Here is a 21,952-nt window from a genome sequence, read left to right as displayed (position 1 = left end):
CCGATATCTGGCGCCAACCAGTCATCGAGTTCTGTACATAACCGGGCAGGCTTTGTACAGCACCGAGTGTAGCCGATCCCCCTGGTCAGTCAAGCGTTTTCGAATCCATTCTTGGAAATGGACTGGCTATGGCTATCGCGCGCGTACTCGGTACCGCTGGCGAGGGACAAACACACCCTTCGCAAACAGATCTCTTCACTGACAACGTCAACCTCCCTTGGGTCATCCTCCGGGCGACGCATCGGGCTGCTCGGCTCGACGGTGTGCCGGCACGCGCACGCGCGGTTCTCGCCGCCCTCGCCCGTACCGTTGACGCCGCTAAACCCTTCGGTGAGATCTTTGCTCGTCGCACGCTATTGACCGAACGCGCGATGCAATCGGAACGCACGTTTTACCGCAGCCTTACGGACCTGGAGACCGCTGGACTGATCGACCGTCGCCCGCAGCGCCGTTACGTCGAAGCGGGTCTGTTCGGTCGTGCGTATCTGCATCTGACGGAGAAAGCTGCGGTGTTGCTCGGGCTTGCGGAAGGCCCTGACGCGGAGACTGACACGCAGCCTAACGAAGCAGCCGCCGAATCCGCCAAAGAATTTACGCAGCCGTATGACTGCGTGGCAGACGGTGCTAATACTAAGGATCTTATCCCTACAGCTTTTCAAAAGAGACAACCGGCGGAGTTTTCCACAAACAAACCCGGACAACCGCCGGAAGACCTGCAGCGTCTGCGGACGCTCGGCTTCACGGACTTCCTGATCTTTAAGCTGATGCGCCAAGCCCGCGAAGCGGGAAAACTGCTCTCCCACGTCGTCGAGCTCTGCTGGGAACCTCTGCGCAAGGCGATATACCCGATCAGCTATCTGCGAGCGCTGCTCACAAGCCCGACGGACTTCAGCCACCAACTGCGTGCTCGTCACGCCGAACAAGCTGCTGCACGCGACGCCGTGCAGGCGAAGCAGCGCGCAGCACGCGATCTCGCACAGCTCGATGGTCAGGCCTTCGAGGATGCTGCCGGCATGCAGCGCTACGTCGTGAGCGAGGGTGGGGCGTGTTTGACGGTCTACCGCTCGGGCGAGGACGTTGCTCGACGCGTCGGCGGCGAATGGGCCGTGGAGTTTGTGAATTTGATTAAACGGGGCCAGATCAATAAAATCAGCGCTGCCGCTCCGGCTCCGCGCGCGGCTGCATCCGCAACAATCGCCCAAGCGCCGCGGCAGCTCACGAGCGACGCGGCGACACATCTCGCCGCTCTCAAAGCGCTCTGTGGCTCCCGCGTGAAACATGCCTGACGATTTTTACGCATCGTTCTAACCCTTGCCAGATAAGCGTTTCAGCGTATTTCATGGCCATTGTTTCACGGGGCACTGTGTCGTTTCGGACGTCACGACCCTACGAGCCCCACGCGGGAATGTGAGGGAGGTAGCGAACAGCTGCCGAAGTACGCTTCTGTAGTACGCATCACGTATTTCGTAATAAACGAGACCAATACATGATCAAAATCGACGAGAGCACGGAGGGTCTGTGGCCAAAGACCGGACTTTGATCCTCGAGGAAGTCCGCATACTGTTCGATCGAGCCTTGCGCAGTGACTATCGAGCCGTGGCCGATTTGGTTTCGTGGGCACCGACTCTCTTACCGACGACCGATTTCAAGCGCGCTACGGATCTAATTGCAGAGGCCTTCGGCACGCGACCAAGCCGAAACAACGTCGTGCGACTCGCAATCAATCAGAGCCCGCGTCGCTGGCACCAACCCACGACCTAACAACCGTGGTTCTCAGCAGAGGACACCACGGCGCGAGAGTGCGAAGTCCCGACAGTGTTGCGCACTTGATAACGCGGTCTATTTCTGAGTTTCGGTGAGTTACTCCGCGCACGCATCAGCGAGCCAGCCAACCTCTCTTCGCAGAGTTGGCCATCGTTTTGCCGACGCGCGAGGACGGCTCAGCTGAGGACGGTCGTAGGTCGCGTCGAGATGACTGTCCGAAGCGATCATGATCAGACTCAGAAAACCCGCATAGAGCGAAAACGCGGGAAGCTTGCCGAGCTGGAGGCCTTCGACCATCTCATAGCTCGGCAACAAACGGGTACTGATGCCCCACGACGACTTGTAGAGCTTGTCCAGCGAGGTCACGAGATAGCGCCCCGCGCCATGACGCGTCGTGTACTGGTCGGCGAGGAACTAGTAGCTGTTTTCGTCGTAGATGTCACTGCCCAGCTCCGAGCGGCTCTCGCGCACAACGTTCGACAAGAGGACGGTTTCGATGACCCGTTTGTCAGTGATGTTCTCCAGCTCCTTCGCATCGAAGTCCTTGAGTTTGAGTGCTTCACGGGCCGCGAGCAGGATCACCGTACGATCCTTCTGTGTGTCAGTGGTGTCCAGTGCCCGCGCAATGCCAGTCAGCACCTGGTTGGTCGCAGCGGTGTGGGAGATGAACTCAAAATAGACAAACACGCGACCGATCTCGCGCAGTGTGACTGGCGCGAGCTCTTCAGCGGAGAATCCGCGGTCCACCAACAGATCGACCGGCATGTAGATCGTCGGTTCGATCTCAGCGAATGCGCCCGACACCATACCTGTCGCGATATTCACGGGACCCGCACCACGGGAGCCGGCGCCCTTGATGATCTTCAGGTCATCCTTCGACATGGTCCACTGGTGCCGCATTGCGTTGAGCATGGGTGGTTGCGATCGACCTTGGGGAAGCTGACCGACGGACCCGCGAAGCTAAGATCAAACGAGATCTTCAGTTTCGTGTGGGTCTCGACGATCTTCGAGAGCATCTGTTGCGGAGACTCTGGATCGGTCCCGTCCGCCGTCTCGATCGTTTTGTACCCCATCTTGTGATGGTCGCGTACGCCCCGGTCAGGGCGTCAAACAAAAACGGTCTTGGAAGTCGATAGATTCCAGGCCGAGAGCGTGGCGTGTCGAGCGCATTTTATTTTTCCTAACCGGGTCCTAAGACGAATAAAAAACCCACGCGTGGGCAATAATTTGAAAGGTCATATGATCGACCAACCCACACACAGGAACCGGCATGCAAAACGAAACGACGACAAAAGAGGTGCGTGGGTTGAGTGAAAATTCGTCGTGTAGCGATGGATGTGGCGACGCGCTTCATATTCTCTTATTCCTTGCTTTCTTGGACAATAAATTAAGGAATACGAAATAAATGCGACTACAACCCTGCGGAAGCTTACTGCGCTTACGGGCGATCGATTCGTTATCTGGTTTGCAAAACTTAAACCGTGCCTCGTTGCAATGGATGCCTGCGCCGCCGCGCACGACTGGGCACGCGAACTCCGCGCTCTCGGACATGACGTGCGCCTGATTCCACCCCAGTTTGTCGCCCCGTACCGCAAGGGCGGCGCTCATGAAAAAACGACGCCCTCGATGCCGAAGCGATCTGCGAAGCCGCAAATAGCCCCTCCATGCGTTTTGTGCCGTTAAGGTCACGCGTGGGCTTTCACATGGGACGAGCTGGCTGCAGTTCCGAAAATCCGGAATTGCTCGCACTCCTAATGGTTGCGCATTGCGATCCCAATTATGCACGCTCGACAAAACGCGTCTATCGGTCGCTTACCATGCGCCGTGCATTGATCCAGTCGATTTACCGCCCGCCACTCCGTACCGGGTCGCAAGGAAACTGACCGACCGCTTTGGTTGACCGGTGGTGCGCTTAGCTTAACTACCAATCGCTTTGCCAGGTGCCGAATTTCTTGCCGACCTAATGTCGCGTTTTGCGACCTGTCAAAGAGCTTCTTACCGACAGACCACCGAACGACTGTCATCAATGTTTCTGAGTGTAACCGAGATGGCATGCTCAGAGGGAGGTGCAGTATTTTCATACGAAATGTTGCGGCCTAACAGGACAAGTCACCGGATCAGGATATTCTGGACATGTCTACAACGATTGAAGATCGCCTTATCGTGCTTCTGAATGAGCAAGCACGGCTTGGGCAAACGGAAGGTGGCCTGCGGCGCGGAGCGCTCCGGCGAGTCGTCGATTCGTTTACCGAATTGATTCAAATTCCGGAGCCAGGGCGAGGCTCTTTTGAGCGTCTGACTGAGTACACTGGAGTTTCCACGCAACGGTGGCGCAAGGTATTTCATCGACGCCAACGACCAACGCCGGATATGATCGAGGCACTGGCGCACCTTTTCCCACATTACGCATTCTGGTTGGCGAGGGGAATTACGGATGCCACTAACGGCCATGTCACGCCGGAGAATGCGCAAACGTTCCCGGAGCGCCTGCATGTCGAGTCAGACGCTGCCAATCAGTACCTCCGTCGCTCGCTTGTCCTGTTTCGTCGCTTGTTTCACGAAGCGGGAGTCGATCTGCAAGACAATCGCTCCCGCATGTATGCGGCAGAACGTACAAGACATGAAAAACCTGCGGCCGACCACTGCAAAAAGAGGGGCGGGCAGACCCGCCGCGCAGCACCCGGGCGCTTAGAAGCCAGGGTAGTGGGGCGTAGCACAAGTTCCCATAAAAAACTAGAGTAATTGGGCATCTTGAAGTTGTCACGGTGTTTCGGCGAAAGTGTCACTGCAGTGCCAGTTGATCGCTATGCCGCCCGAGTGAAGCAGAGGGGCGGATGAGTAGCATTGTTCGCTCGCAGTGCCGACTTCCGCGCGAGCTAAACGACTGGCTGACTGAGCGCGCACGGCATGAGTCGCGTTCCAAAAGCGCGCAATTAATTGTCGAGCGGCGGGAACGGCGCGCAGGGATGACAGAGAGGGGGCCTGTACGCGGTATCGCAGGCGCCTGTGGATGCAGTTGAGCGGGCAGCAGTGTTGAGTCACGCAACCGGTTGAGATGGTCAGGAAATGAGGCTGATTGCCTTTCGCACGATCAGCGGATCTACCTGCCCAGTTTCTGAGGACGCTTGATAGACCAGTGCGAACAGCTTGGCCTTCTTCTCAACATCCACGGGAAGACCTGCGGCAGAGATGCTGGCTTCGATGGTCGCAAACACCTTTTGTAGCAATTGCTCATCCACCGCTCCGTAGCGCGCAGCTCGTTTCCCGGTTAGCAAATAGGCGACATCCACGCCGTGCTCGATTAGCGTCATCAGATAGCCAGCATCCGGATAGCGCTGTTCTTTTTCGTAGGCAGATTGAGTCTTACGGTTGATGCCTGTCCACTCGGCGATGTTTCCCTGAGTAAATCCGAGCCGATCACGCTCTTCGGCTAGGCGCGAACCAAACGAAAATGGCATTTAAATTGGTCTTTTGTGTTGTGTATGGGACAAAAATGTCCCATACTGGAAGAAATTCATCTCATCGGACCAGTATACGGGCCACCCATGGTACTGAAAACAGTGGAAGACGAACAATCTGGCAAGGAATTCCGTGCTTTGCCGCCCAGCTCGAAACGGAAAGACCACACGTAACTCAACGCTGCGGTCTTGCTATGTCTCAAGGACGGGGTTGTGACGTCTAATGGAAATAGCTAACGGGCTGAACGTGCTAACGTTTTTTGTGGGAGGTTTCGCCAAATCAATAAGCATAACTAAGTTATATGCATTGCATTGAAATGGTTTGTCACATCGGTCAGTTTCCGCAGTAGCAATAGCGAAAACGCGCTCATCTGGACCTGTTACATGAAGGCTTTGATCGGAACCACATTATTCAACAATGTATAACGTTAGCATTCCTAATGATTAATGAGAGGGGTGGACGCTGTCGATGCTCAAATCGAGATCCTGCGCGCAGCGAGATACCGTGCGGCAGCTTCGTCCGGGCGCGTGAGGCGGGGTCGGAGGGATAGCGGCATGGGCACGACGGGCTCGCAGCATGCAAGTGAGGTCTTGCCACATTGGAGGGCATCGTAATGGGCACGGTTTTCGGGTGGATTCGAAAGGGTGCGTGCGCACTGCTGTTGTTCGTGGGCGCGACATCGTTACTTGGCGCAGCGTACTGGATGGTGGAGCGTCACTCATCGTTGCGCGAGCTCATGGCGGTGGCCATCGTGGGTCTGGGCTGGACCGCGATCGGCTGCGTGGCGTACAGACGCGGCTGGCCGCTTGACAACCGGGAGTGGTAAACCATGCGCAGCCTCTTTAGACATCCCCTTGCGAAAGCCGTTGGAATGGGCCTGTTGCAGCTGCGAGTGCTCGTCGCGTGCGGCTGCGGTGGCATGTGCTGGTTTCTCGAACACTACGTAGGCTGGGTCGTCCAGCGGATGCATGGGCTGTCGCTATCGGTCATTGTGACGGCCGCTCTCGAGCTGGGCGTGGGCGGTACGGCTGCAATGCGAGTGACGCCCCAGTTGCCTGCGGTCGCGGTTGCCGTCGCCGAAGGCGTCGCGCATCGGCTCAGGCGCGACCGAGACGCCGCATGAAAACCCACCTCGCGTTGGGGCCCGCAACGGAGCGGTCATGATGCCAGTCGACTTCGCGATGCTCGCACAGCAATGCGCCCCGGCCGTCTATCCGACCACCCTGCAGGCGCTCGTCAAGACCGAATCCGGCTTCGATCCCTTCGCCATCGGCGTGGTCGGCGGCCACCTGGTGAGCCAACCGCGCAACCGCGACGAGGCGGTGGCGACCGTGCGTGCGCTTGAGGCGGCTGGCTGGAACTACAGCACGGGCCTGGCCCAGGTCAATCGCGCGAACCTGCGGGTCTATGGCCTTACCCCTGAAACCGCGTTCGATCCGTGCGCGAACCTGCGCGCGGGCGGCGCCATCCTCACCGACTGCTACACCCGCGCGGCCGCCGGCGGACGCGTGCCGCAGGATGCCGTGCGTGCGGCGCTTAGCTGCTACTACAGCGGCAATTTCACGCGCGGCTTCAAACCGGATGTGGGTGGCACGAGTTATGTCCAGCGCGTGGCTGCGAACGTGCCCGATAGCGAAGCCAGCGCTGCGGTCGTGCCGCCGATCGCCGTCGTACCGGAGGGCAAGACACCCGCTGTGCACACGGCATCGCGCGCGGCAGTGCAGCCGGCCCGCGTGCGGCGGGCCGATGATTCAGTGAGCACCGACACCGGGGCCGACCACGCCCAACCGGTCAATCACCATCCAGCCTGGGATGCCCTGGGCGATTTTTGACGGAGCAGGCAGATGAAGAAGATTCTTCTCGAACCCTTGACCGGCCGTGCCGCGGCTTTGGTGCGATTGCGTGGCAGGAATGCCGGGCGCATCGGCGCCGTGGTCATGTCGATGGCCGCCCGCGGAGCCCGGGCGGGCGGTGGCCTCGCCGCGGGCACCTCGGCGGTCAACAGTTTCACGCTCTGGTTCTACGGCATCTGTGGCGTGCTGGCCGGTTCGTATCTGCTGTGGGTTGGGGTTCAGTGCTGGTCCAACAAGGCCGACTGGATCCATGACTTTGGTGGCGGCATCGCGAAGGTGGCCGGCGTGGGGTCGGCACTCGTGCTCGCCGGCTGGGCGTTCGGACTCTTCGCCTGAATCACCATGGAAGACGAACGCACGCTGTACCCCTCGTACGCAGGCCTGAACCGTGCCGCGATGATCGGCGGCGTCCCGATGTTCCCGGCGCTGATCATTGGCTGCACATCGCTGATCACCAGTATGGTCGGTGGCTTCGTGCTCGGTCCCGGCGGTCTGTTGATTGGCTCGTCTGGCGTGCCCATCTTCCTGTTTTTCCGGCATGTCTGCGAGACCGATGACCAGGCACTGCGCCTGACGTGGCTGGAATTTCGCTGCTGGCTGGACCGCCGCCGTGTGTCGGTATTCGGCAGGACATACACGCTCGCACCGATGCGCTATGGCCGTGACCTGGACGTGTACACCCGCTCGTTTTCGCGCGGCCGGGACCTTGAGCGCTTCGAGGCGCTGCGTCAGCGCCTGCTTGCGCACGCAGAGGACGACGAAGATGAATGACCACAATCCTGCGCCGTCGTCAGATGGCGCTGCCAGTGCGTGCCCGCCCATTGTGGGCCACACCATGACGGCTGGTGCTCCCGGTTCGGGCAAGACAATGTATGACGTGTTTCGCCGGCTCGCGGAGGAGCGCCGTCGCATTCGCGGCGCGGACGACGCGCCGGACGCGGGAGGCGAGGCATGCGCGTGAGCAACGAACTGAACCGGCTCGTTGCGTCCGCGGAGGACAAGCTGCCGCGCATCGGCCGTCCGGTGTCGGAAACGGCGACGAGCATCGACAACGGCGGCGGTTTCCTCGTGATGCGCGTGAACGGCGTCCCATTCGAATCGGTGAGCCGTGGCGAGATCGAAGCACGCTACGACAGCTGGAACCGTCAGCTGGCCGCGATGACGCTGGAGAAAGGCAACCGCCTGTCGCTGTGGACCACGTTTCGCCGGCGCAGCGTCTCGTTTGGCGACGAGTATCGTTTCTGCAATCCGTTCATCCAGCAGGCCGTCGACAAATACCTGCAGCGCTTCCGAAGGCACGATCACTTCGAGAACAGCTTCTACATCACCGCGATCCTGCAGGGCGACGACCTGGACGAGACGGTGCGCGAGCTCGAGGAGCTGGGCGAGGGGCTGATGAAGGCTCTCGTTGCCTACGATCCTCAACTGCTCGAAACATACGGGCACAACGGCATCCTGTTCTCGGAGGCGTATCAGTTCATTGGCGAACTCGTGAACGGCGTCGATGAGCGTGTGCCGGTCACGCAGGCAACCGGCCGCGACCTGATCCCGACTTCGCACCTGCACTTCCACTACGACACGGTTGAGATCCGCGCCGATCGCTCAACCCGGTTCGCGGTCTGCTACGACCTGAAGGATTTTCCGAAGGCCGGCTGGGGGCAGACGAATCCGCTGCTGTCGCTGCCCGTCGAATTCACCTTCACGCAGAGCCTGGGCTGTTTGAGCACTGCCGAAGCGATGAAGGCGATCGAAGACCAGATCAATCACCTGCGGTCGGTCGAAGACAAGGCGAAGCACCAGATCAAGGAACTGGAGGATGCGGTGGCGCTGATCGCCGGTCGCGATCTCGCATTCGGCGACTATCACGGTGCACTTGTCGTGTACGGAGACACGCCGGAGAAGGCAATCAGTAACGGCGCATACGTAACAAGTCGTGCGCTGAACGATTGCGGCTTCAAGTTCGTGAAGGCGACGGCATCGGCGCCATTCACGTACATGAGCCAGGTGCCGGGATTCAGAACGAAGCCGCGGCCGATGCCGAAGTCGACCCGCAGTCTCGCGTCGTCGTTCTCGATGCATACCTATTCGGCCGGCAAGGCACGCGGCAATCCGCTCGGCGACGGCACGGCCCTCATGCCGGTGCAGACCGTTGCGAAAAGCCTGTTCAGCCTGAACTGTCACGCTTCGCGCCTGGATGAGGATAGCGTGGGTGAGAAAGTTGCCGGCCACACGCTGATTCTCGGCTCGACTGGCACGGGCAAGACCACCCTCGAGACGATGCTGCTCGCCTTCCTCGAGCGGTTCGACCCGAAGATCTTCGCGCTCGATCTCGATCAAGGTCTGCGGATCTTCCTCGAGGAGATGGGCGCGGTCTACTACACGCTGCGCGAAGGCGAGCCGACAGGTCTTGCGCCGTTTGGCCTGCCCGAGACGAAGCGCAACCTCGCGCACCTTTACGACCTGGTGGGTGCCTGCTGCCGCGACGAGAACGGCAAGCTAAGTGCTGACGACCAGCGCCAGATCAAGCACGCGGTCGACACCGTCATGAAGCTGGAGAACATCGAGCACAGGACTTTCAGCCGCCTACTGGAGTCGATTCCGGATACGGGCGACGAGAGCGGCCTGTGGGTACGTCTGAGCCAGTGGTGTGGTGCAACTAACGGTCGATTCGCATGGGCGCTGGACAACGTACCGGATGCGCTGACGAACATTACCGACGTGCGCCGGATCGGCTTCGATGTCACTGACTTCCTGAAGAAAGACTATGCCGCCACGGAGCCGGTGCTTGCACACCTGCTGTACCTCAAGGACCAGATGCAGAAGAGGGGCGGCCTGCTCGCGACGGTGATTGCCGAATTCTGGCTGCCGGCCAGCTACCCCACCACACAGGAGCTGATCCGCAAGTCGCTCAAGACGGGCCGCAAGGCAGACGAATTCCTGATCCTGGATTCGCAGTCGCCGGAGGACGCCATCCAGTGTCCGGTGTTCGCTGAGATCCGCGACCTGACGGCGACAAAGATCTATCTGCCGAATCCGGACGCGACGCGCGACGGTTACAAGCTCCTGAACCTGACCGACCGCGAATTCGACACGCTCAAGCGGCTGTCGAAGGAGTCGCGCACGTTCCTGATCAAGCAGAGCAACCAGTCGGCGTTTGCAACACTGGACCTGGGCGGTATGAACGACGAGATCGCGGTGCTTTCCAGCAGTCTGGACAACGTTGCGATCTGGGAAGAATGCGCGCGCGACGCACATGGCGACACGGACCTGCGAATGCAGCTGTTCCAGGCACGCCGCAAGGGCAAACGCGATCGTAAGCACGAAGCCGAACTTGTTGAGGAAACCGAATGATGACGACCCTCGATCTTCACCTTTCGTCGGCGATCGAGCCAGCGAAGCGCGAACAGCTCAAGGAGCGGGCGGACGAGCACGACCGGCGCTGGCACCGGAGAGTGGACGCCGAGCGCGTTTTGCTTGTGGCTTGCTCGACTGGCTGCGCGGGACTGGCCGCCGCCGCAATGTATTGCGATGGTTTGCCGACAACTGCAGTCCAGCTTGGGAGCATGACGATGAAGGTCATTCGCGATTTGACGGGCGCCGCATTGATCGCGGCCGCGTTCTCGATGCAGGCAGCGCACGCGCAGGGTGTCCCGGTGATCGACCTGCAGGCGATCGCGCAGGCGATCTCGACCGTCAAGCAGCTGGAGCAGCAATACAGCCTGCTCTCGGACCAGTACCAGTCGACAATCGGCAATCGCGGCCTCGGAAACCTCTTCAATGACCCGTCGCTGCGCAACTACCTGCCGGATCAGTGGCAGTCGGTCTACGACGAAGTGAAGAGCGGGCAGTTGAACGGAATCAGCGGCCTCGCCAGCAGTATCGAGAGCCAGGAGGGGATGACCGCGTACACGCCCGGGCAGCAGCGTCTGAACGATACTCTGGCCGCCAACAAGGCAATGGCGATGCGCTCGTATCAGGCGTCGATCGACCGGCTGACGAACATCCAGCAGCTGATGCAGCAGTCGAACCTCACACAGGATCCGGCGGCGAAGGCCGATTTGCAAAACCGGTGGGCGGCAGAAAACTCGTCGATCAACGCGGAAAAGATGCGCCTCGACCTCGCGGCGCGACTTCAGGATGCGGAGAAGGATTTCGCGCAACAGGCCGCCCATAACGACATGCAGCAACGACTGAACGGCGACGACAACGCCGATCAATAACGCGGAGTGCGATCATGCAACTGCAGATCTTTACCGACATGTTCAACTCGTTCGACCAGAACGTGCTGAACACGATTAATACCGGCTCGGCCCGGATGATCTCACTGATCAGTCCGCTGGTCGCAGCCTGCTTTAGTCTCTACGTCCTGCTCGTACTCGTGTCGTACTGGCGTGGCCACAACGACAGCCCGATATCCGACTTCCTGCTGAAGATGGCCGGGTGGGCGGCTGTGCTCACGCTCGGGATGAATATCAGCTACTACAGCGAATACGTGGTGCCGTTCTTCAATGGCCTCGGGGACGATCTGAGTAGTGCCTTGATGGGTGGCAACAGCCTGAGTAGTGGGCTCGATACGCTGTTGAATCTCTATATCTCCGCAATCAAGACAATGTACGCGGGACTGACGTGGAGCGATGTCGGCCTCTATATCGAAGTTTCAGTACTTGCAATCTGCATCCTGCTGGTCGGCGTTCCGTTTCTCGCGATTGCAGCGGCATACATCATCCTTGCAAAGTTCGCTCTTGGATTGCTGCTCGCGCTCGGGCCGGCCTTCGTTGTTGCGGCACTTTTCCCGGCGACGCGCCAGTTCTTCCAGAACTGGGTCGGACAGTGTCTGAACTATGGCCTGCTCGTCGCACTATTCGGTGCAACAGGCGCGATCGAGGTGAATTTCATGACCTCTGTACTGCCGAAGACATTCGACGTGCATAACGTGATGCTGACCTATGCAATTGAAGGAAAGATTATCGGGGCGGGGCTTGTGTTCATCGTGGTGTCGTTGAGCATGCCGTCACTCGCATCGCAACTTGCAGGTGGCGTGGGCATCTCCTCGATGGTTGGTAAGCTCGGTAACGCGGCCAGCGCAGCCATGAGGGCGATGAAGCTGACAGGCGGCCGCGCAAGTGGGGCATCATCGGCGCCTACCAACTCGATTGGCCGCGCGTGATCTTACATACCAGGAGATGTCCATGAGGGAAATTCGATTTGCGAAGGCGACAGTAGTGGTCGTCGTGGCGTTGGCGCAATTTGGATGCGGCAAGGGCAACGATGGTGATCAGTACATTGGCAAGTGGGCGCGCGTTAGTGGTCAGGACTATAAAGATATCGTCATTAGCAGAAATGGGACCGGAAATGATTTTTATGTTTCGCATCGGGAAGATCAGTACAACGACGATGGAAACAAGGTCGGAACGGTAATGCGCCAACAACCGGCCACGATTGTGGATGGGAAGATGATTGTTAGTTCCAGCATTCAATATGCAATGACGATCGATAAGTCGAATGGACATCTCGTTACACCTGGCTCCGAGTTCGAGCGGGAGAAATAAACGGCAGCATGTCCGCCAGAGCGATCAGAGACGGCGGACAGTACACATCGATCGGAGATTGACGTGAAATTAATCGTCGTGCTTTGCTGCGCCGCGCTCCTTGCTGCGTGTTCGTCGGCACCAAAGCCGACGCAACCGGAGGGGCCGTGGATGCCCGTCAACCATGCGACACAGGGGAGTGCGCCATGAAATGGATGCCATGGAAGCCGGCGCCGGCGCGGGCTGAGCCAGTCGCGGTTGCCGTCGATGGCAATTGCGCGGCCGCGCTGCAGCACATTGCGGCGAAACTCGCCGACGCCGATCCGCGCGAGATGGCGCGGATGTATTTCAGGGAAGCGCTCTCGTTCGAGAAGTCCCGGCAGCAGCTGCAGGAAAACATGACGAAGATTGCATGGCGCGTTGCGGGCGGGGCCATGTTCGTCGCACTTGTCTCAATTCTTGGCTCGTCAGCTTTAGTACAACTAAAGAGACCGTCGCCACCTGTGATTATTAGGGACAACACCGCGACCGGCGACGTGCAGGTGATTGATGTCGCGCACAGCGGATCCGTGACGTTCGGTGAACTCGAGGTGCGGGCAGCACTGCGCACGTATGTCAAGCTGCGTGAGAAGTACGACTGGTACACGATCCAGGATGCGTACGACACCGTGACGCTGATGAACTCGCCACGCGAGCAGGCGTTGTATGCGGCGCTCTACAACCGCAAGAACTCGCCGCAAAACGTGCTCACAGATAAATATCGCGTGATCGTGCGCCCAGGAGCGATTACGTTCGTTGGATCCACCGCACAGGTGTTCTTCTCGAAGACGATGATTTCTTTGTCGTCGCAGGGCGGCACGGCGCTGGCACCGCCTAAAACCGAATACTGGGTCGCGACGATCACCTACGAGATAGGCGATCTGCCGACCCGCAGCGACGAACAGGAGCTCAATCCAACGGGCTTTCGTGTCACCAGCTACTCTGTCGACCGCGACTGGACGCGCAGCACCGCAGACGGCGCGACACCGATGCCGTCCGCGGCCACATCGTCCCAGTCGGCACCGTCAAGTATGTCCTTGAGCGCACCGGCCGGAGGGGCCAACCCATGACCATCCGGTTCCCGAAAGCGCTTACTGCAGCGTCGATCGCTGCCGCGCTATTCGGCATGTCGCTACCGGCTGTCGCCGAAGTCGTGCCCGGTGCGTGCGGCAGTGACCGGCACATTGCGTGCGCCGTGTATGACCCGAATGAGACGTACCGGATCGCCTATCGCCCGGGCGAGGCGACTGTCCTCGTCTTCGAGAAAGGCGAAAAAATCGACGGCGGCGGCATGGGCGACGGTAAGGCATGGACGGCTGGCCCAGCCGGCAACGGCTTCTTCTTCAAGCCGAAGGCACCGCAGGCGGCAACCAACCTGATTCTGCTCACGAACAGACGTCGCTATGTGCTCAAGCTGGTCCCGGTGAGGAGGCACGAGGAAGCAGTCTGGTCGCTGACCTTCGATTATCCGGACACGCGTGCAAAGGCGTCGGCGGCCGCCGCGGTGCGCTCGGCCGAAGCGCGGGCACTGCTGGCGCAGACCGTCAGCACGCCTGGCGTGGGCAACTTCAATTACGACATGCATGGTGACACGACACTCGCGCCAACGGCGCTGTGGGATGACGGCCGCTTTACCTACTTCGAGTTCAGTACGAGCCGCGACCTGCCGCAGATCTATCGCGTGTACGGGGACGGCAAGGAAGCGCTCGTCAATCCTGATGACGTGCGCGGCCCCGTGCTCGTGGTGCACGACACGGCGCAGCGCTTCAACCTGCGCCTGGGGGACGCCGTACTCGGCATTCGCAACAATGCATACCGGCCAGACGGCCAGCTGAACCCGACAGGCACGACGATTCCGGGCACGGTGCGTCTCGTGAAGCAAAAGGAGGCGGGCGGTGAGTGACGATATCAATCTGAACGGTCCGAACCTGGCGAACCCGACACCGGTCGAGCCCGCCGGCATAGGCGAGCGCGGGGTGCCGGGTGTTGGCCGCACGAAGCGCAAGAGCCCGTTCCGGATGCTACCGATCGTCCTTGGGATGGTGCTGATCCTGCTGTTCGGCGCGATCGCAGTGGGTGTCGCGATCAAGCGGTGGTCGGCGCAGCATCACGCCGAGTCCGAGGCGGCAAGGGCGGAAGCGGCAAAGGACAAGCCGTCAGATGACCGGCACGACTTTGCGCGCGACAAGGCAAAGATCGAGAAGCAGCGGGCAGAGGAAGCGGCGATGGCGTCGGAAGCGGCGGCGGCTAGCGCGGCGCTTGCTACACCTGCGCATGCGAACGCAGCCAGTGCGGCGAATGGAAACGGCGCTGCTGCAGCGACGGCGGCCAGCGCGGTGGAGACGCCGGCACAACGCAAGCTCGATGGCGACGTGCTGCTCACCGTCAAGGATGAGAAGACGCCCGACGCGGCAGCCCCTGGTGGCACGCCCGGGTTGACCAATTCGCATGCCGGATTTGCGAAGGATGGACTGGACAGCAAGTTGCAGCCATCGAAGCTGGAAACGGTGAAGGCGGAACTGATGCCGTCGCGTGACTACCTGCTGATCGCGGGCACCACGATCCCGTGCGTGCAGGGTGCGGAGATCGTGACCGACTACCCGGGCATGACCACCTGCCACGTGGCGAAAGACGTGTACTCGGCGAACGGCAAGGTGCTGCTGGTCGAGCGCGGCTCCGAGGTCGTGGGCGAGCAGCGGCAGGCGCTGATGCAGGGTCAGGCGCGGATCTTCGTGATCTGGACGCGGCTGACGACGCCTGACGGCGTAAAGGTGCAACTCGATTCGCCTGCGGCCGATGCGCTCGGCGGCAGTGGCCTGCCGGCCTACGTCGACAACCACTTCTGGACGCGGTTTGGCGGCGCGATGATGGTCAGCCTGATCAGCGATGCCGGTCAGGCGCTGTCGACACTGGCCGCGAACTCGGGCAGTAGCGGGATCCAGTTTAACAACACCACGAATGCCGGTGGTGAGGTAGCGGCCGAAGCGCTGCGCAACACCATCAACGTGCCGCCGACCGCGTATTCGAAGTACGGGTCGATGACGACAATTTTCGTTGCGCGCGATGTGGACTTCTCCGACGTGTACGAACTGGCGACGCCTTGATTCATTTAATTCGGGATGCTTATGAGCATGCAATACGACGACAGTCTTACGGTACGCAGTCACCTCAAGACACTCGGCATTGCCGCAATGCTGGCGATGCCCGGCGTCACCGAGTTTGCGATTAACCGGCCTTATGAAGGCTGGACCGAAACGCGCGACGGCTGGCAGCGCCATGATCTTCCGGATGCGTCGCTGGAAATGCTGAACCAGTTCGCACCGGCGCTGGCCATCTACAACAAGGCGAAGCCGCCGCTATCGGCGGCCGAGCCGGAAAAGCCGGTACGCCTGCCCGACGGCGAGCGCGGCCAGATCGTGATTCCACCGGCGTGCGAGCCGGGCACTGTGTCGCTGACGATTCGCGTGCCGAATTCAACGCGCCTTTCGGTACAGCAGTGGTCGGACGCCGGGCGGTTCGCCAGGTTCCGTGATGTGGTCCGGGATGAACCCGGCGGTAGTGGCGCAATGACGAACGGCGAGATCGACGCTGCGGCGGCACGGGCAGGCTCAGAGGGTATGGACGTCAGTCGTGCCACTGCGGTATTCAATCCGTCCCGGGCGCTGGGTGCCTATGGCCTGGCGCGCTTTCAGCATGAGATGCTCGACGCGCTCGCGCAGCGCGATGTCGTGCGGTTTCTGAAGCTGGCCATACTGAACCGGCTGAACATCGTGCTCGTGGGCGGCACGGGCTCCGGCAAGACCACGCTGATGAAGGCGCTGGCCGACCTGATCCCGATTATTCCGCGCGAGGCGCGTCTGGCGACGATCGAGGACACCCACGAGCTGCCGTTGCCACTGCATCGCAATCACGTTCACCTCTTCTACAGTGAGGCGATTCCGGCGCGACGCCTGGTGAAGGCGACGTTGCGCATGAAGTTCGATCGCGTGCTGCTTGCGGAGTTGCGCGGCGACGAAACCTGGGACTACCTGACGCTGCTCAACACCGGGCACCAGGGCGGGTTGACGACGGTGCACGCGAACGACTCGATCGCGACGCTCACCCGCATCGCCACGCTGGTCAAGCAAAGCCCGGTCGGCCAGACGCTCCCGTTCGATTATCTGATGCGCGAGATCCGCACGACGGTCGACGTGGTGCTGTTTATGGAGAACCGGGACCTGACAGAAATCTGGTTCGATCCGGCGACGAAAAACAGGCTGCTGCGAGGTGATGCATGAGAGCGCGACCGAACGATTCCGCCATTGGTGACAGTGGCGGGCAAACCGGCCCGGAACCCCAGGAGCGGCAGACGCACGCGGCAGTGGGAGCGTCAGCATGAAAGCCCGTCTCCTTGTTGGCGGCTTGCTTGGCATTGTGTCCGGCGCAGTCGTGTTGGCCGCCGGCCGTCTGCTTCATCTCGACGCGATCAGCGATCCTGTCGAAATGGGTGCCGTGATTGCTCTCGCCGTCGTGACGTGCGCGTTGTGGGGTGTGTGTGCAAGCGCCGTGCTGATAAAAACCGCGACGCTTGCCGACCGGATCATCGCGGCCGGTCTGCTTGCGCTGGTGGTTCTGATCGGTCTCGCTGCCACCGGCCAGTACGTTGGCGCGATGCTGTTTGCGAAGCTGGAAAAGCTGCCGGACTCCGCAATCGGGCTGTGGACGCTGCACGACTACTGGCGCGCCTTTGGTGATGTGAAGGCGGTGAAACGCTCGCTGCAGATGGCGACAGCGGCATCGGTCATCGTGCCGCTTGTACCGGTAGCGGCGATCGTCGCGGCGCTGGTCATGAAGCCGAAGCGCGAACTGCATGGCGATGCCCGCTTCGCCTACAGCTACGAGGTTCGGCGGTACGGCCTGCTCGATGAGGCTAACGGGCGCGGTCGAAACAGGGGCGGCCGCAAGGGCGATCACCGCGACCCGTCGATCATCGTCGGGCGGTACAAGGGCAAGTACCTGACGTTCCGCGGAACGGAGTTCGTGATGGTTGCTGCGCGAACGCGTTCACGCAAAGGTGCAGCCATTGTGATCCCGAATCTGCTCACCTTTCCGGATTCGGCGGTCGCACTCGATGTGAAGGGAGAGAACTACGACCTGACGTCGCGGTACCGGCAGGCCTGCGGCCAGCAGGTGTTTCGCTGGGCGCCATTTGATCAGACTGGCTACACGCACCGCTGGAATCCGCTTTTCAGGATTGCGAAGAGTGCATCCTTCGTGCGGGTCGGTCGCCTGCAGGCGATTGCAGCGCGCCTGTATCACACGACCGACGGGCGCAACAAGTTCTTCTATGAGCAGGCGAGTGACCTGTTCATGGGCCTTGCGCTCTACCTGATGGAGATGACGGGTGACTGTACGTTCGGACAGGTGTTGCGGCTCGCAAGCACGCCCGACAAGAAAGTGCGTGAGCACCTGTCGGATCTGATGCAGCACGAGCCGCAGAAGGGGCTGCCGCTGTCGGGCGACTGCCTGGGCGCGCTCTCGCGCGTGCTGGCCTCGCCCGACGAGACGATGCTGAACATCGTTGCGACGTTTAACGCCGGTCTGCGCCTGTTCAGCAACCCGATCGTCGACCAGGCGACGAGCGCATGCGACTTCGAGCTCGACCGCGTGCGGCGCGAGCTGATGTCGATATACGTTGTGCTGCCGGTGCGTGAGCTTGCCGTCGCGAGCCTGCTCGGCAACCTGTTCTACACGCAGTGGATCGAGGACAACCTCGACGTGCTGCCGGGCGACGATCCGACCATCAAATATCAGTGTCTTGGCGTGGGGGACGAATTTACTGCGCTCGGTCGCATCGAGGTACTCGACAAGGGCAACGCGTTCATCGCGGGCTACTGGATTCGCCTGCTCACGATCCTGCAGTCGAAGGCGCAGCTGGAGCCGAACGATCTGTACGGGCCGGCCGGGGCGCGCACGCTGATCACCAACCACGCAGTCCTGGTGGCGTACGCGCCTGGCAACCAGCAGGATGCAAAGGAACTGTCCGAGACCCTGGGGACGTTCACCGAGAAGGCAACCTCGAAAAGCCGTAATCACGGCCGCAACACGTCGACCGGCACGAACACGTCAGATCACGGCCGCGCGTTGATGCTCGATCAGGAACTGAAGCGCATGGAGCAGGACCAGGAAATCGTGCTTGGTTTCCAGCGTCCGATCCTGTGCGAGAAGGCGACCTATTACGAGGATGACCTGTTCATCGACCGCATGCGCTCGGTCAGTCCGATGCTCGCTGCAATCAACAAGCGCCTGCCCACCGAAGATGAAATCAAGGCGGCCTGGCGTGCTGGTGAGCTGCGCGCGACCGGCATCCCGACGCACAACCCGGAGAGGTATCACGCGGCGCTGTCCGCGAGGGCCGCTGGCGAAATCCGACTTGCACGTCAGGCCGGTGCGAAGCCGCTGACCGCGGCCGAGCTTCTCGCGCTCGACCAACGCGCGCCCGGGCCACTCGCGACCGGCATGGCGCTCGCGGGCTTCGAGGCTGACCTGGCCGAGCTTGGCGTCGCGATGCGCGAGGACGTGCGCGAAATGCTCGCGGGCATCCGCATCGATTTCAACGTGGCAGGCGGGGATGACGCTGTCCAGGACCGGATTGAACCGGCGCTCGCGTCTGTCGCGCCGGCGGACAACGAGGCAAAGGAGGTATCACATGGCTGACCCGAACAGGCCGAAAGGCAAACGGACGTATCTGGACGTCCCGTTCAGGGAGAAGGACGCGGCGCACGATCTGGGCGCCAGGTTCGACCGGCGATCGAAAAAATGGTACGTGCCGCGCGGCACTAACGTGGCGCCCTTTGCGCGGTGGATGCCAGCGCAAGAGCCGCAGGCAGGGAAGCCACCCGGAGCAGTGCGCGGGCAGCCGCAGACGCTGTTCGGCAGTGACGCCGACATCGAGCGGGAAGCCGTGCGGCTGAGCGAGCTAATGGGTCAACCGCGCGATGAGTCCCGCGCCTTCGTGCGGGATTCCCTTCAGGCCGCCGCGGAAAAGGCGGGACTGGAGGCACGGGACCGGTTGCGCGCGCAGGGTGCCTCCGCGTTCGAGATGATTGACGAAGTACGGGAAGCCGGTGTCCACGCGCGGCACCAGTATTTCGCCGATCGGCAGCATCTGTATGGACGGGGCGCGCGCGTTGGCCAGCAGGCTGCACAGCCGAAGCTCGACGACGCGGCGCTCGGCCGCCGCTTTCGCGAAATGATCCAGTCGATTACGACGGCGGTCACGCTGCGTGGCAACGAGGTCAACCATACGCTGGCGCTTGAGCAGCGGCTGGAGTCGATCCATCGTGAAGCGTGGCGCAAGTCCGGCAACGCTGTTGATGGCGAGCGCGCGATTGGCGAGCAGATCCGCAACCGCACCGGTTTTGCGGCGGAGACCCTGCCGCCACGGGCAGCCGCAGCGCTGGCCAAACTTCGCGACGAAGCGGGCTTGAGTCCGATGGAAATCGACGAGCGCACGCCTGCGCGCGACGTGACGGATTCCGACCCGGTGGACGATGCGCCTCCGGTTGACGGGGCAAGCGTCGCGCCGCAACACCGGCATCGCCATCGCGAGCCGGAGCGCAACGACGGCATTGCCACCTTCGCGGACATCGCCGAAGCGTTCGACCCCGTGGAGGCGATGCCTGCGACCGGTCGTGAGCACGAGGACAGAACGGACTGGTCGATGTTGGCGAAAGACCTGGCCGACTTTCGGGGGCTGACTGGGCGTATCAGGGAGGAGTTCGCGAAAGGCAGGACCGCGCCTGAAGTTGCCGCCGCGCTCGATCAGGAGCTTGCGTTTCTGTCGCCGGCCGCCCGCGAGCCGTTCGTGACCCACGTGCGCGAAGCACTCGACAGGCAGGTCGATGCATCACTGGCGCAATCTCCAGCCTCGCAGGCGCAGCCGGACGTCAAGACGGATGGCGATGCGGTGACCTTTGCGGACGTCGGCGATGCAGCGGCAATCGACGACGCAATACGCCTGCGTGGCATCACGGGAAATGCCGTACCCGGCAACGAGGACGTCGCTCGCCCGACTGTCAACGCGGCGGCGGCTAACGAACCCGTCGTTCAGCCCGGCCGCGCAGCGAACGATACGTCGATGAACACACCAGCCGTGTCGGGCATGATCGACACGCAGATCCAGCGCACGCAGACGTCTGCGCAGAATGAAGCGGACGCAAGAAATCCGGCGAACGAACCGGAGCGTCCGGTGTTCGATTCCGTGTCGACGCAGGATCTGGAGCGCGTGCGCACCGTGCGCGACGGCGAGCGGGCGGCCGCCGAGCGGTTGCTGCGCGAACAGGGCACGCCGATGCCAGGGCAGCACGCGGGCGACGCCCGTGCAGCGGCAGACGCGCACGAGGCTGGCGTTGCGCGTATCGCCGACAGCCGCGACAACCAGATCGGCGTCGACCCTGCCTCACGCAAGCCGGTCGTGACGAAATACGGCTACGACGTGCCCGCTCACGTCGCCTCGCGCTACATGGTGAAGGATGGGCGGTTCTGGAAGCTCGAAGGCATGGAAGATAAGCCGGGCGTGCAGTCGGACCCGACCGCGACCACGCAGCCGCACTTCGAGGACGTGGGGGCACGCCTGAACTCCCGGCAGAACGATCGCGCAACGATTGCCGACATGGTGGCGGTGGCGAAGGCCAAGAACTGGGATTCGATCGTCGTGCGCGGCAGCGAAACGTTCCGCCGCAACGCGTGGATCGAAGCGTCCCTCGCGGGTGTGGATGTAAAGGGCTTCAAGCCGGCCGAAAGCGATGAGGCATTACTCGAGGCCGCGAAGCGTGAACGTGCGGCGCTAACGACCAAGGCCGGAACGTCGCCCGCGCCGGATGTCGCGCAGAAGACGAACCCGGCGAAGGAGAATCCATCGGGCGCGCCGTCAAACCCAAAACCGGAAGCGGCGGCCAGCGCAGCGCGTTTCTCGCCTGCAGAGGACATGGCGGCACCGCCCACGCCTGAAGCACCCAAAACCGTCGCGCAGTTGCGCGAAGTCCTTGAAAAGTCGCTTGAGCGGGCCCCCACGCGCATGCGTGCCGAGGTGATTCGCCGGTTCGATGCCCGCATGCAGGCGGGCACGGAGATCGAGGCCCGGATTGCACGCGGCGAACTGGGTCGTGACGCCGGCCCGGCCGAGATCGACAGGCGCGCGGCCGAGCTGCATGCGGCGTGGACGGCACCGAAGGCTGCGCCTGCACAGGGCCCGTCAAACATCCCGCTGCCCCCGCAAGCGCAGACAGGCCGACTGGCGCCGAAGGTGATGTAAGTGGCGGCACTCCA

General features: G+C 61.5%; 21 protein-coding genes and 1 pseudogene. 19 read left to right on the top strand and 3 right to left on the bottom strand.

The annotated features are described in order from the left end of the window. The first annotated feature begins 128 nt into the window (after window positions 1-128). A complete protein-coding gene (locus U5A57_RS37405) occupies window positions 129-1,286 on the top strand; it encodes a hypothetical protein (protein WP_321916954.1) in 1,158 nt (385 codons plus the stop codon). Window positions 1,287-1,860: 574 nt separating this feature from the next. On the opposite strand, the gene U5A57_RS37400 is transcribed toward U5A57_RS37405, so the two are convergent. Next, window positions 1,861-2,130 (bottom strand): hypothetical protein, encoded by a 270-nt coding sequence (locus tag U5A57_RS37400; protein ID WP_321916952.1) that lies wholly within the window; start codon window positions 2,128-2,130, stop codon window positions 1,861-1,863. Between the two features lie 48 nt (window positions 2,131-2,178). Further along, window positions 2,179-2,646, bottom strand: coding sequence for a hypothetical protein (locus tag U5A57_RS37395; RefSeq protein WP_321916951.1), 468 nt, complete (start codon window positions 2,644-2,646; stop codon window positions 2,179-2,181). Between the two features lie 579 nt (window positions 2,647-3,225). Between U5A57_RS37395 and U5A57_RS37390 the strand changes: the two are divergent. Continuing rightward, window positions 3,226-3,452, top strand: a pseudogene (locus U5A57_RS37390) (IS110 family transposase); the annotation flags it as partial. 445 nt (window positions 3,453-3,897) lie between these two features. After that, on the top strand, window positions 3,898-4,506 hold the full coding sequence (locus U5A57_RS37385) for a hypothetical protein (protein ID WP_321916949.1): 609 nt from the start codon (window positions 3,898-3,900) through the stop codon (window positions 4,504-4,506). A 317-nt stretch (window positions 4,507-4,823) separates the two neighbouring features. Here the strand turns inward: U5A57_RS37385 and U5A57_RS37380 are convergent, their stop codons facing one another. Continuing rightward, complete coding sequence (locus U5A57_RS37380; protein ID WP_321916947.1) at window positions 4,824-5,222, bottom strand: helix-turn-helix transcriptional regulator; 399 nt, start codon at window positions 5,220-5,222, stop codon at window positions 4,824-4,826. Between the two features lie 614 nt (window positions 5,223-5,836). Here U5A57_RS37380 and U5A57_RS37375 point away from each other — a divergent pair. The 16 genes from U5A57_RS37375 to U5A57_RS37300 all read left to right on the top strand — a co-directional run bounded on the left by U5A57_RS37375 (window position 5,837) and on the right by U5A57_RS37300 (window position 21,938). Further along, complete coding sequence (locus U5A57_RS37375; protein ID WP_321916946.1) at window positions 5,837-6,049, top strand: hypothetical protein; 213 nt, start codon at window positions 5,837-5,839, stop codon at window positions 6,047-6,049. A gap of 3 nt (window positions 6,050-6,052) precedes the next feature. Continuing rightward, a complete protein-coding gene (locus U5A57_RS37370) occupies window positions 6,053-6,346 on the top strand; it encodes a hypothetical protein (protein ID WP_321916944.1) in 294 nt (97 codons plus the stop codon). 37 nt (window positions 6,347-6,383) lie between these two features. After that, window positions 6,384-7,055 (top strand): lytic transglycosylase domain-containing protein, encoded by a 672-nt coding sequence (locus U5A57_RS37365; RefSeq protein ID WP_321916943.1) that lies wholly within the window; start codon window positions 6,384-6,386, stop codon window positions 7,053-7,055. A 12-nt stretch (window positions 7,056-7,067) separates the two neighbouring features. Continuing rightward, window positions 7,068-7,412 carry a hypothetical protein gene (locus tag U5A57_RS37360; RefSeq protein ID WP_321916942.1) on the top strand — a complete coding sequence of 115 codons (345 nt, stop codon included), beginning with the start codon at window positions 7,068-7,070 and terminating at the stop codon, window positions 7,410-7,412. 6 nt (window positions 7,413-7,418) lie between these two features. Then, entirely contained in the window at window positions 7,419-7,847 is a 429-nt protein-coding gene (locus U5A57_RS37355; RefSeq protein WP_321916941.1) for a VirB3 family type IV secretion system protein, read from the top strand. Continuing rightward, window positions 7,840-8,037, top strand: coding sequence for a hypothetical protein (locus U5A57_RS37350; RefSeq protein ID WP_321916939.1), 198 nt, complete (start codon window positions 7,840-7,842; stop codon window positions 8,035-8,037). The genes U5A57_RS37355 and U5A57_RS37350 overlap by 8 nt, the downstream gene beginning before the upstream one ends. Beyond that, window positions 8,028-10,427: a transporter gene (locus U5A57_RS37345; protein WP_321916938.1), complete on the top strand. Its 2,400-nt coding sequence runs from the start codon at window positions 8,028-8,030 to the stop codon at window positions 10,425-10,427. The genes U5A57_RS37350 and U5A57_RS37345 overlap by 10 nt, the downstream gene beginning before the upstream one ends. After that, entirely contained in the window at window positions 10,424-11,296 is an 873-nt protein-coding gene (locus U5A57_RS37340; protein ID WP_321916937.1) for a type IV secretion system protein, read from the top strand. Before U5A57_RS37345 ends, U5A57_RS37340 begins: the two co-directional genes overlap by 4 nt. Before the next feature lie 14 nt (window positions 11,297-11,310). After that, window positions 11,311-12,243: a type IV secretion system protein gene (locus U5A57_RS37335; RefSeq protein WP_321916936.1), complete on the top strand. Its 933-nt coding sequence runs from the start codon at window positions 11,311-11,313 to the stop codon at window positions 12,241-12,243. A 22-nt stretch (window positions 12,244-12,265) separates the two neighbouring features. Then, window positions 12,266-12,625 (top strand): hypothetical protein, encoded by a 360-nt coding sequence (locus U5A57_RS37330; RefSeq protein WP_321916935.1) that lies wholly within the window; start codon window positions 12,266-12,268, stop codon window positions 12,623-12,625. A gap of 185 nt (window positions 12,626-12,810) precedes the next feature. Next, window positions 12,811-13,713 carry a type IV secretion system protein gene (locus tag U5A57_RS37325; RefSeq protein ID WP_321916934.1) on the top strand — a complete coding sequence of 301 codons (903 nt, stop codon included), beginning with the start codon at window positions 12,811-12,813 and terminating at the stop codon, window positions 13,711-13,713. After that, window positions 13,710-14,546, top strand: a complete 837-nt coding sequence (locus U5A57_RS37320) for a TrbG/VirB9 family P-type conjugative transfer protein (RefSeq protein ID WP_266232653.1) — start codon at window positions 13,710-13,712, stop codon at window positions 14,544-14,546. The genes U5A57_RS37325 and U5A57_RS37320 overlap by 4 nt, the downstream gene beginning before the upstream one ends. Next, the gene (gene virB10, locus U5A57_RS37315) at window positions 14,539-15,747 is read left to right on the top strand and encodes a type IV secretion system protein VirB10 (protein WP_321916929.1); all 1,209 of its coding nucleotides are present in this window, start codon (window positions 14,539-14,541) and stop codon (window positions 15,745-15,747) included. The genes U5A57_RS37320 and virB10 overlap by 8 nt, the downstream gene beginning before the upstream one ends. Window positions 15,748-15,768: 21 nt before the next feature. Then, a complete protein-coding gene (locus U5A57_RS37310; protein ID WP_321916927.1) occupies window positions 15,769-16,920 on the top strand; it encodes an ATPase, T2SS/T4P/T4SS family in 1,152 nt (383 codons plus the stop codon). A gap of 151 nt (window positions 16,921-17,071) precedes the next feature. Further along, a complete protein-coding gene (locus U5A57_RS37305; protein ID WP_321916993.1) occupies window positions 17,072-19,339 on the top strand; it encodes a type IV secretory system conjugative DNA transfer family protein in 2,268 nt (755 codons plus the stop codon). Beyond that, window positions 19,332-21,938 (top strand): DUF5710 domain-containing protein, encoded by a 2,607-nt coding sequence (locus tag U5A57_RS37300; protein ID WP_321916925.1) that lies wholly within the window; start codon window positions 19,332-19,334, stop codon window positions 21,936-21,938. The genes U5A57_RS37305 and U5A57_RS37300 overlap by 8 nt, the downstream gene beginning before the upstream one ends. Window positions 21,939-21,952 lie beyond the last annotated feature (14 nt).

The organism is Paraburkholderia sp. J11-2 (assembly GCF_905220185.1).
In the GTDB taxonomy this organism is placed as follows: domain Bacteria; phylum Pseudomonadota; class Gammaproteobacteria; order Burkholderiales; family Burkholderiaceae; genus Paraburkholderia.
Note: the sequence above shows the minus strand (reverse complement) of the source record. Positions and strands in the feature narration are given on the sequence as shown.

Coding starts and splice junctions, on each gene's coding strand:
- U5A57_RS37375 (WP_321916946.1), top strand. CDS start 5,837: ATGGGCACGGTTTTCGGGTGGATTCGAAAGGGTGCGTGCGCACTGCTG.
- U5A57_RS37300 (WP_321916925.1), top strand. CDS start 19,332: ATGGCTGACCCGAACAGGCCGAAAGGCAAACGGACGTATCTGGACGTC.
- U5A57_RS37325 (WP_321916934.1), top strand. CDS start 12,811: ATGAAATGGATGCCATGGAAGCCGGCGCCGGCGCGGGCTGAGCCAGTC.
- U5A57_RS37380 (WP_321916947.1), bottom strand. CDS start 5,222: ATGCCATTTTCGTTTGGTTCGCGCCTAGCCGAAGAGCGTGATCGGCTC.
- U5A57_RS37360 (WP_321916942.1), top strand. CDS start 7,068: ATGAAGAAGATTCTTCTCGAACCCTTGACCGGCCGTGCCGCGGCTTTG.
- U5A57_RS37345 (WP_321916938.1), top strand. CDS start 8,028: ATGCGCGTGAGCAACGAACTGAACCGGCTCGTTGCGTCCGCGGAGGAC.
- U5A57_RS37350 (WP_321916939.1), top strand. CDS start 7,840: ATGAATGACCACAATCCTGCGCCGTCGTCAGATGGCGCTGCCAGTGCG.
- U5A57_RS37310 (WP_321916927.1), top strand. CDS start 15,769: ATGAGCATGCAATACGACGACAGTCTTACGGTACGCAGTCACCTCAAG.
- U5A57_RS37405 (WP_321916954.1), top strand. CDS start 129: ATGGCTATCGCGCGCGTACTCGGTACCGCTGGCGAGGGACAAACACAC.
- U5A57_RS37340 (WP_321916937.1), top strand. CDS start 10,424: ATGATGACGACCCTCGATCTTCACCTTTCGTCGGCGATCGAGCCAGCG.
- U5A57_RS37320 (WP_266232653.1), top strand. CDS start 13,710: ATGACCATCCGGTTCCCGAAAGCGCTTACTGCAGCGTCGATCGCTGCC.
- U5A57_RS37330 (WP_321916935.1), top strand. CDS start 12,266: ATGAGGGAAATTCGATTTGCGAAGGCGACAGTAGTGGTCGTCGTGGCG.
- U5A57_RS37370 (WP_321916944.1), top strand. CDS start 6,053: ATGCGCAGCCTCTTTAGACATCCCCTTGCGAAAGCCGTTGGAATGGGC.
- U5A57_RS37395 (WP_321916951.1), bottom strand. CDS start 2,646: ATGTCGAAGGATGACCTGAAGATCATCAAGGGCGCCGGCTCCCGTGGT.
- U5A57_RS37335 (WP_321916936.1), top strand. CDS start 11,311: ATGCAACTGCAGATCTTTACCGACATGTTCAACTCGTTCGACCAGAAC.
- U5A57_RS37385 (WP_321916949.1), top strand. CDS start 3,898: ATGTCTACAACGATTGAAGATCGCCTTATCGTGCTTCTGAATGAGCAA.
- U5A57_RS37365 (WP_321916943.1), top strand. CDS start 6,384: ATGATGCCAGTCGACTTCGCGATGCTCGCACAGCAATGCGCCCCGGCC.
- U5A57_RS37355 (WP_321916941.1), top strand. CDS start 7,419: ATGGAAGACGAACGCACGCTGTACCCCTCGTACGCAGGCCTGAACCGT.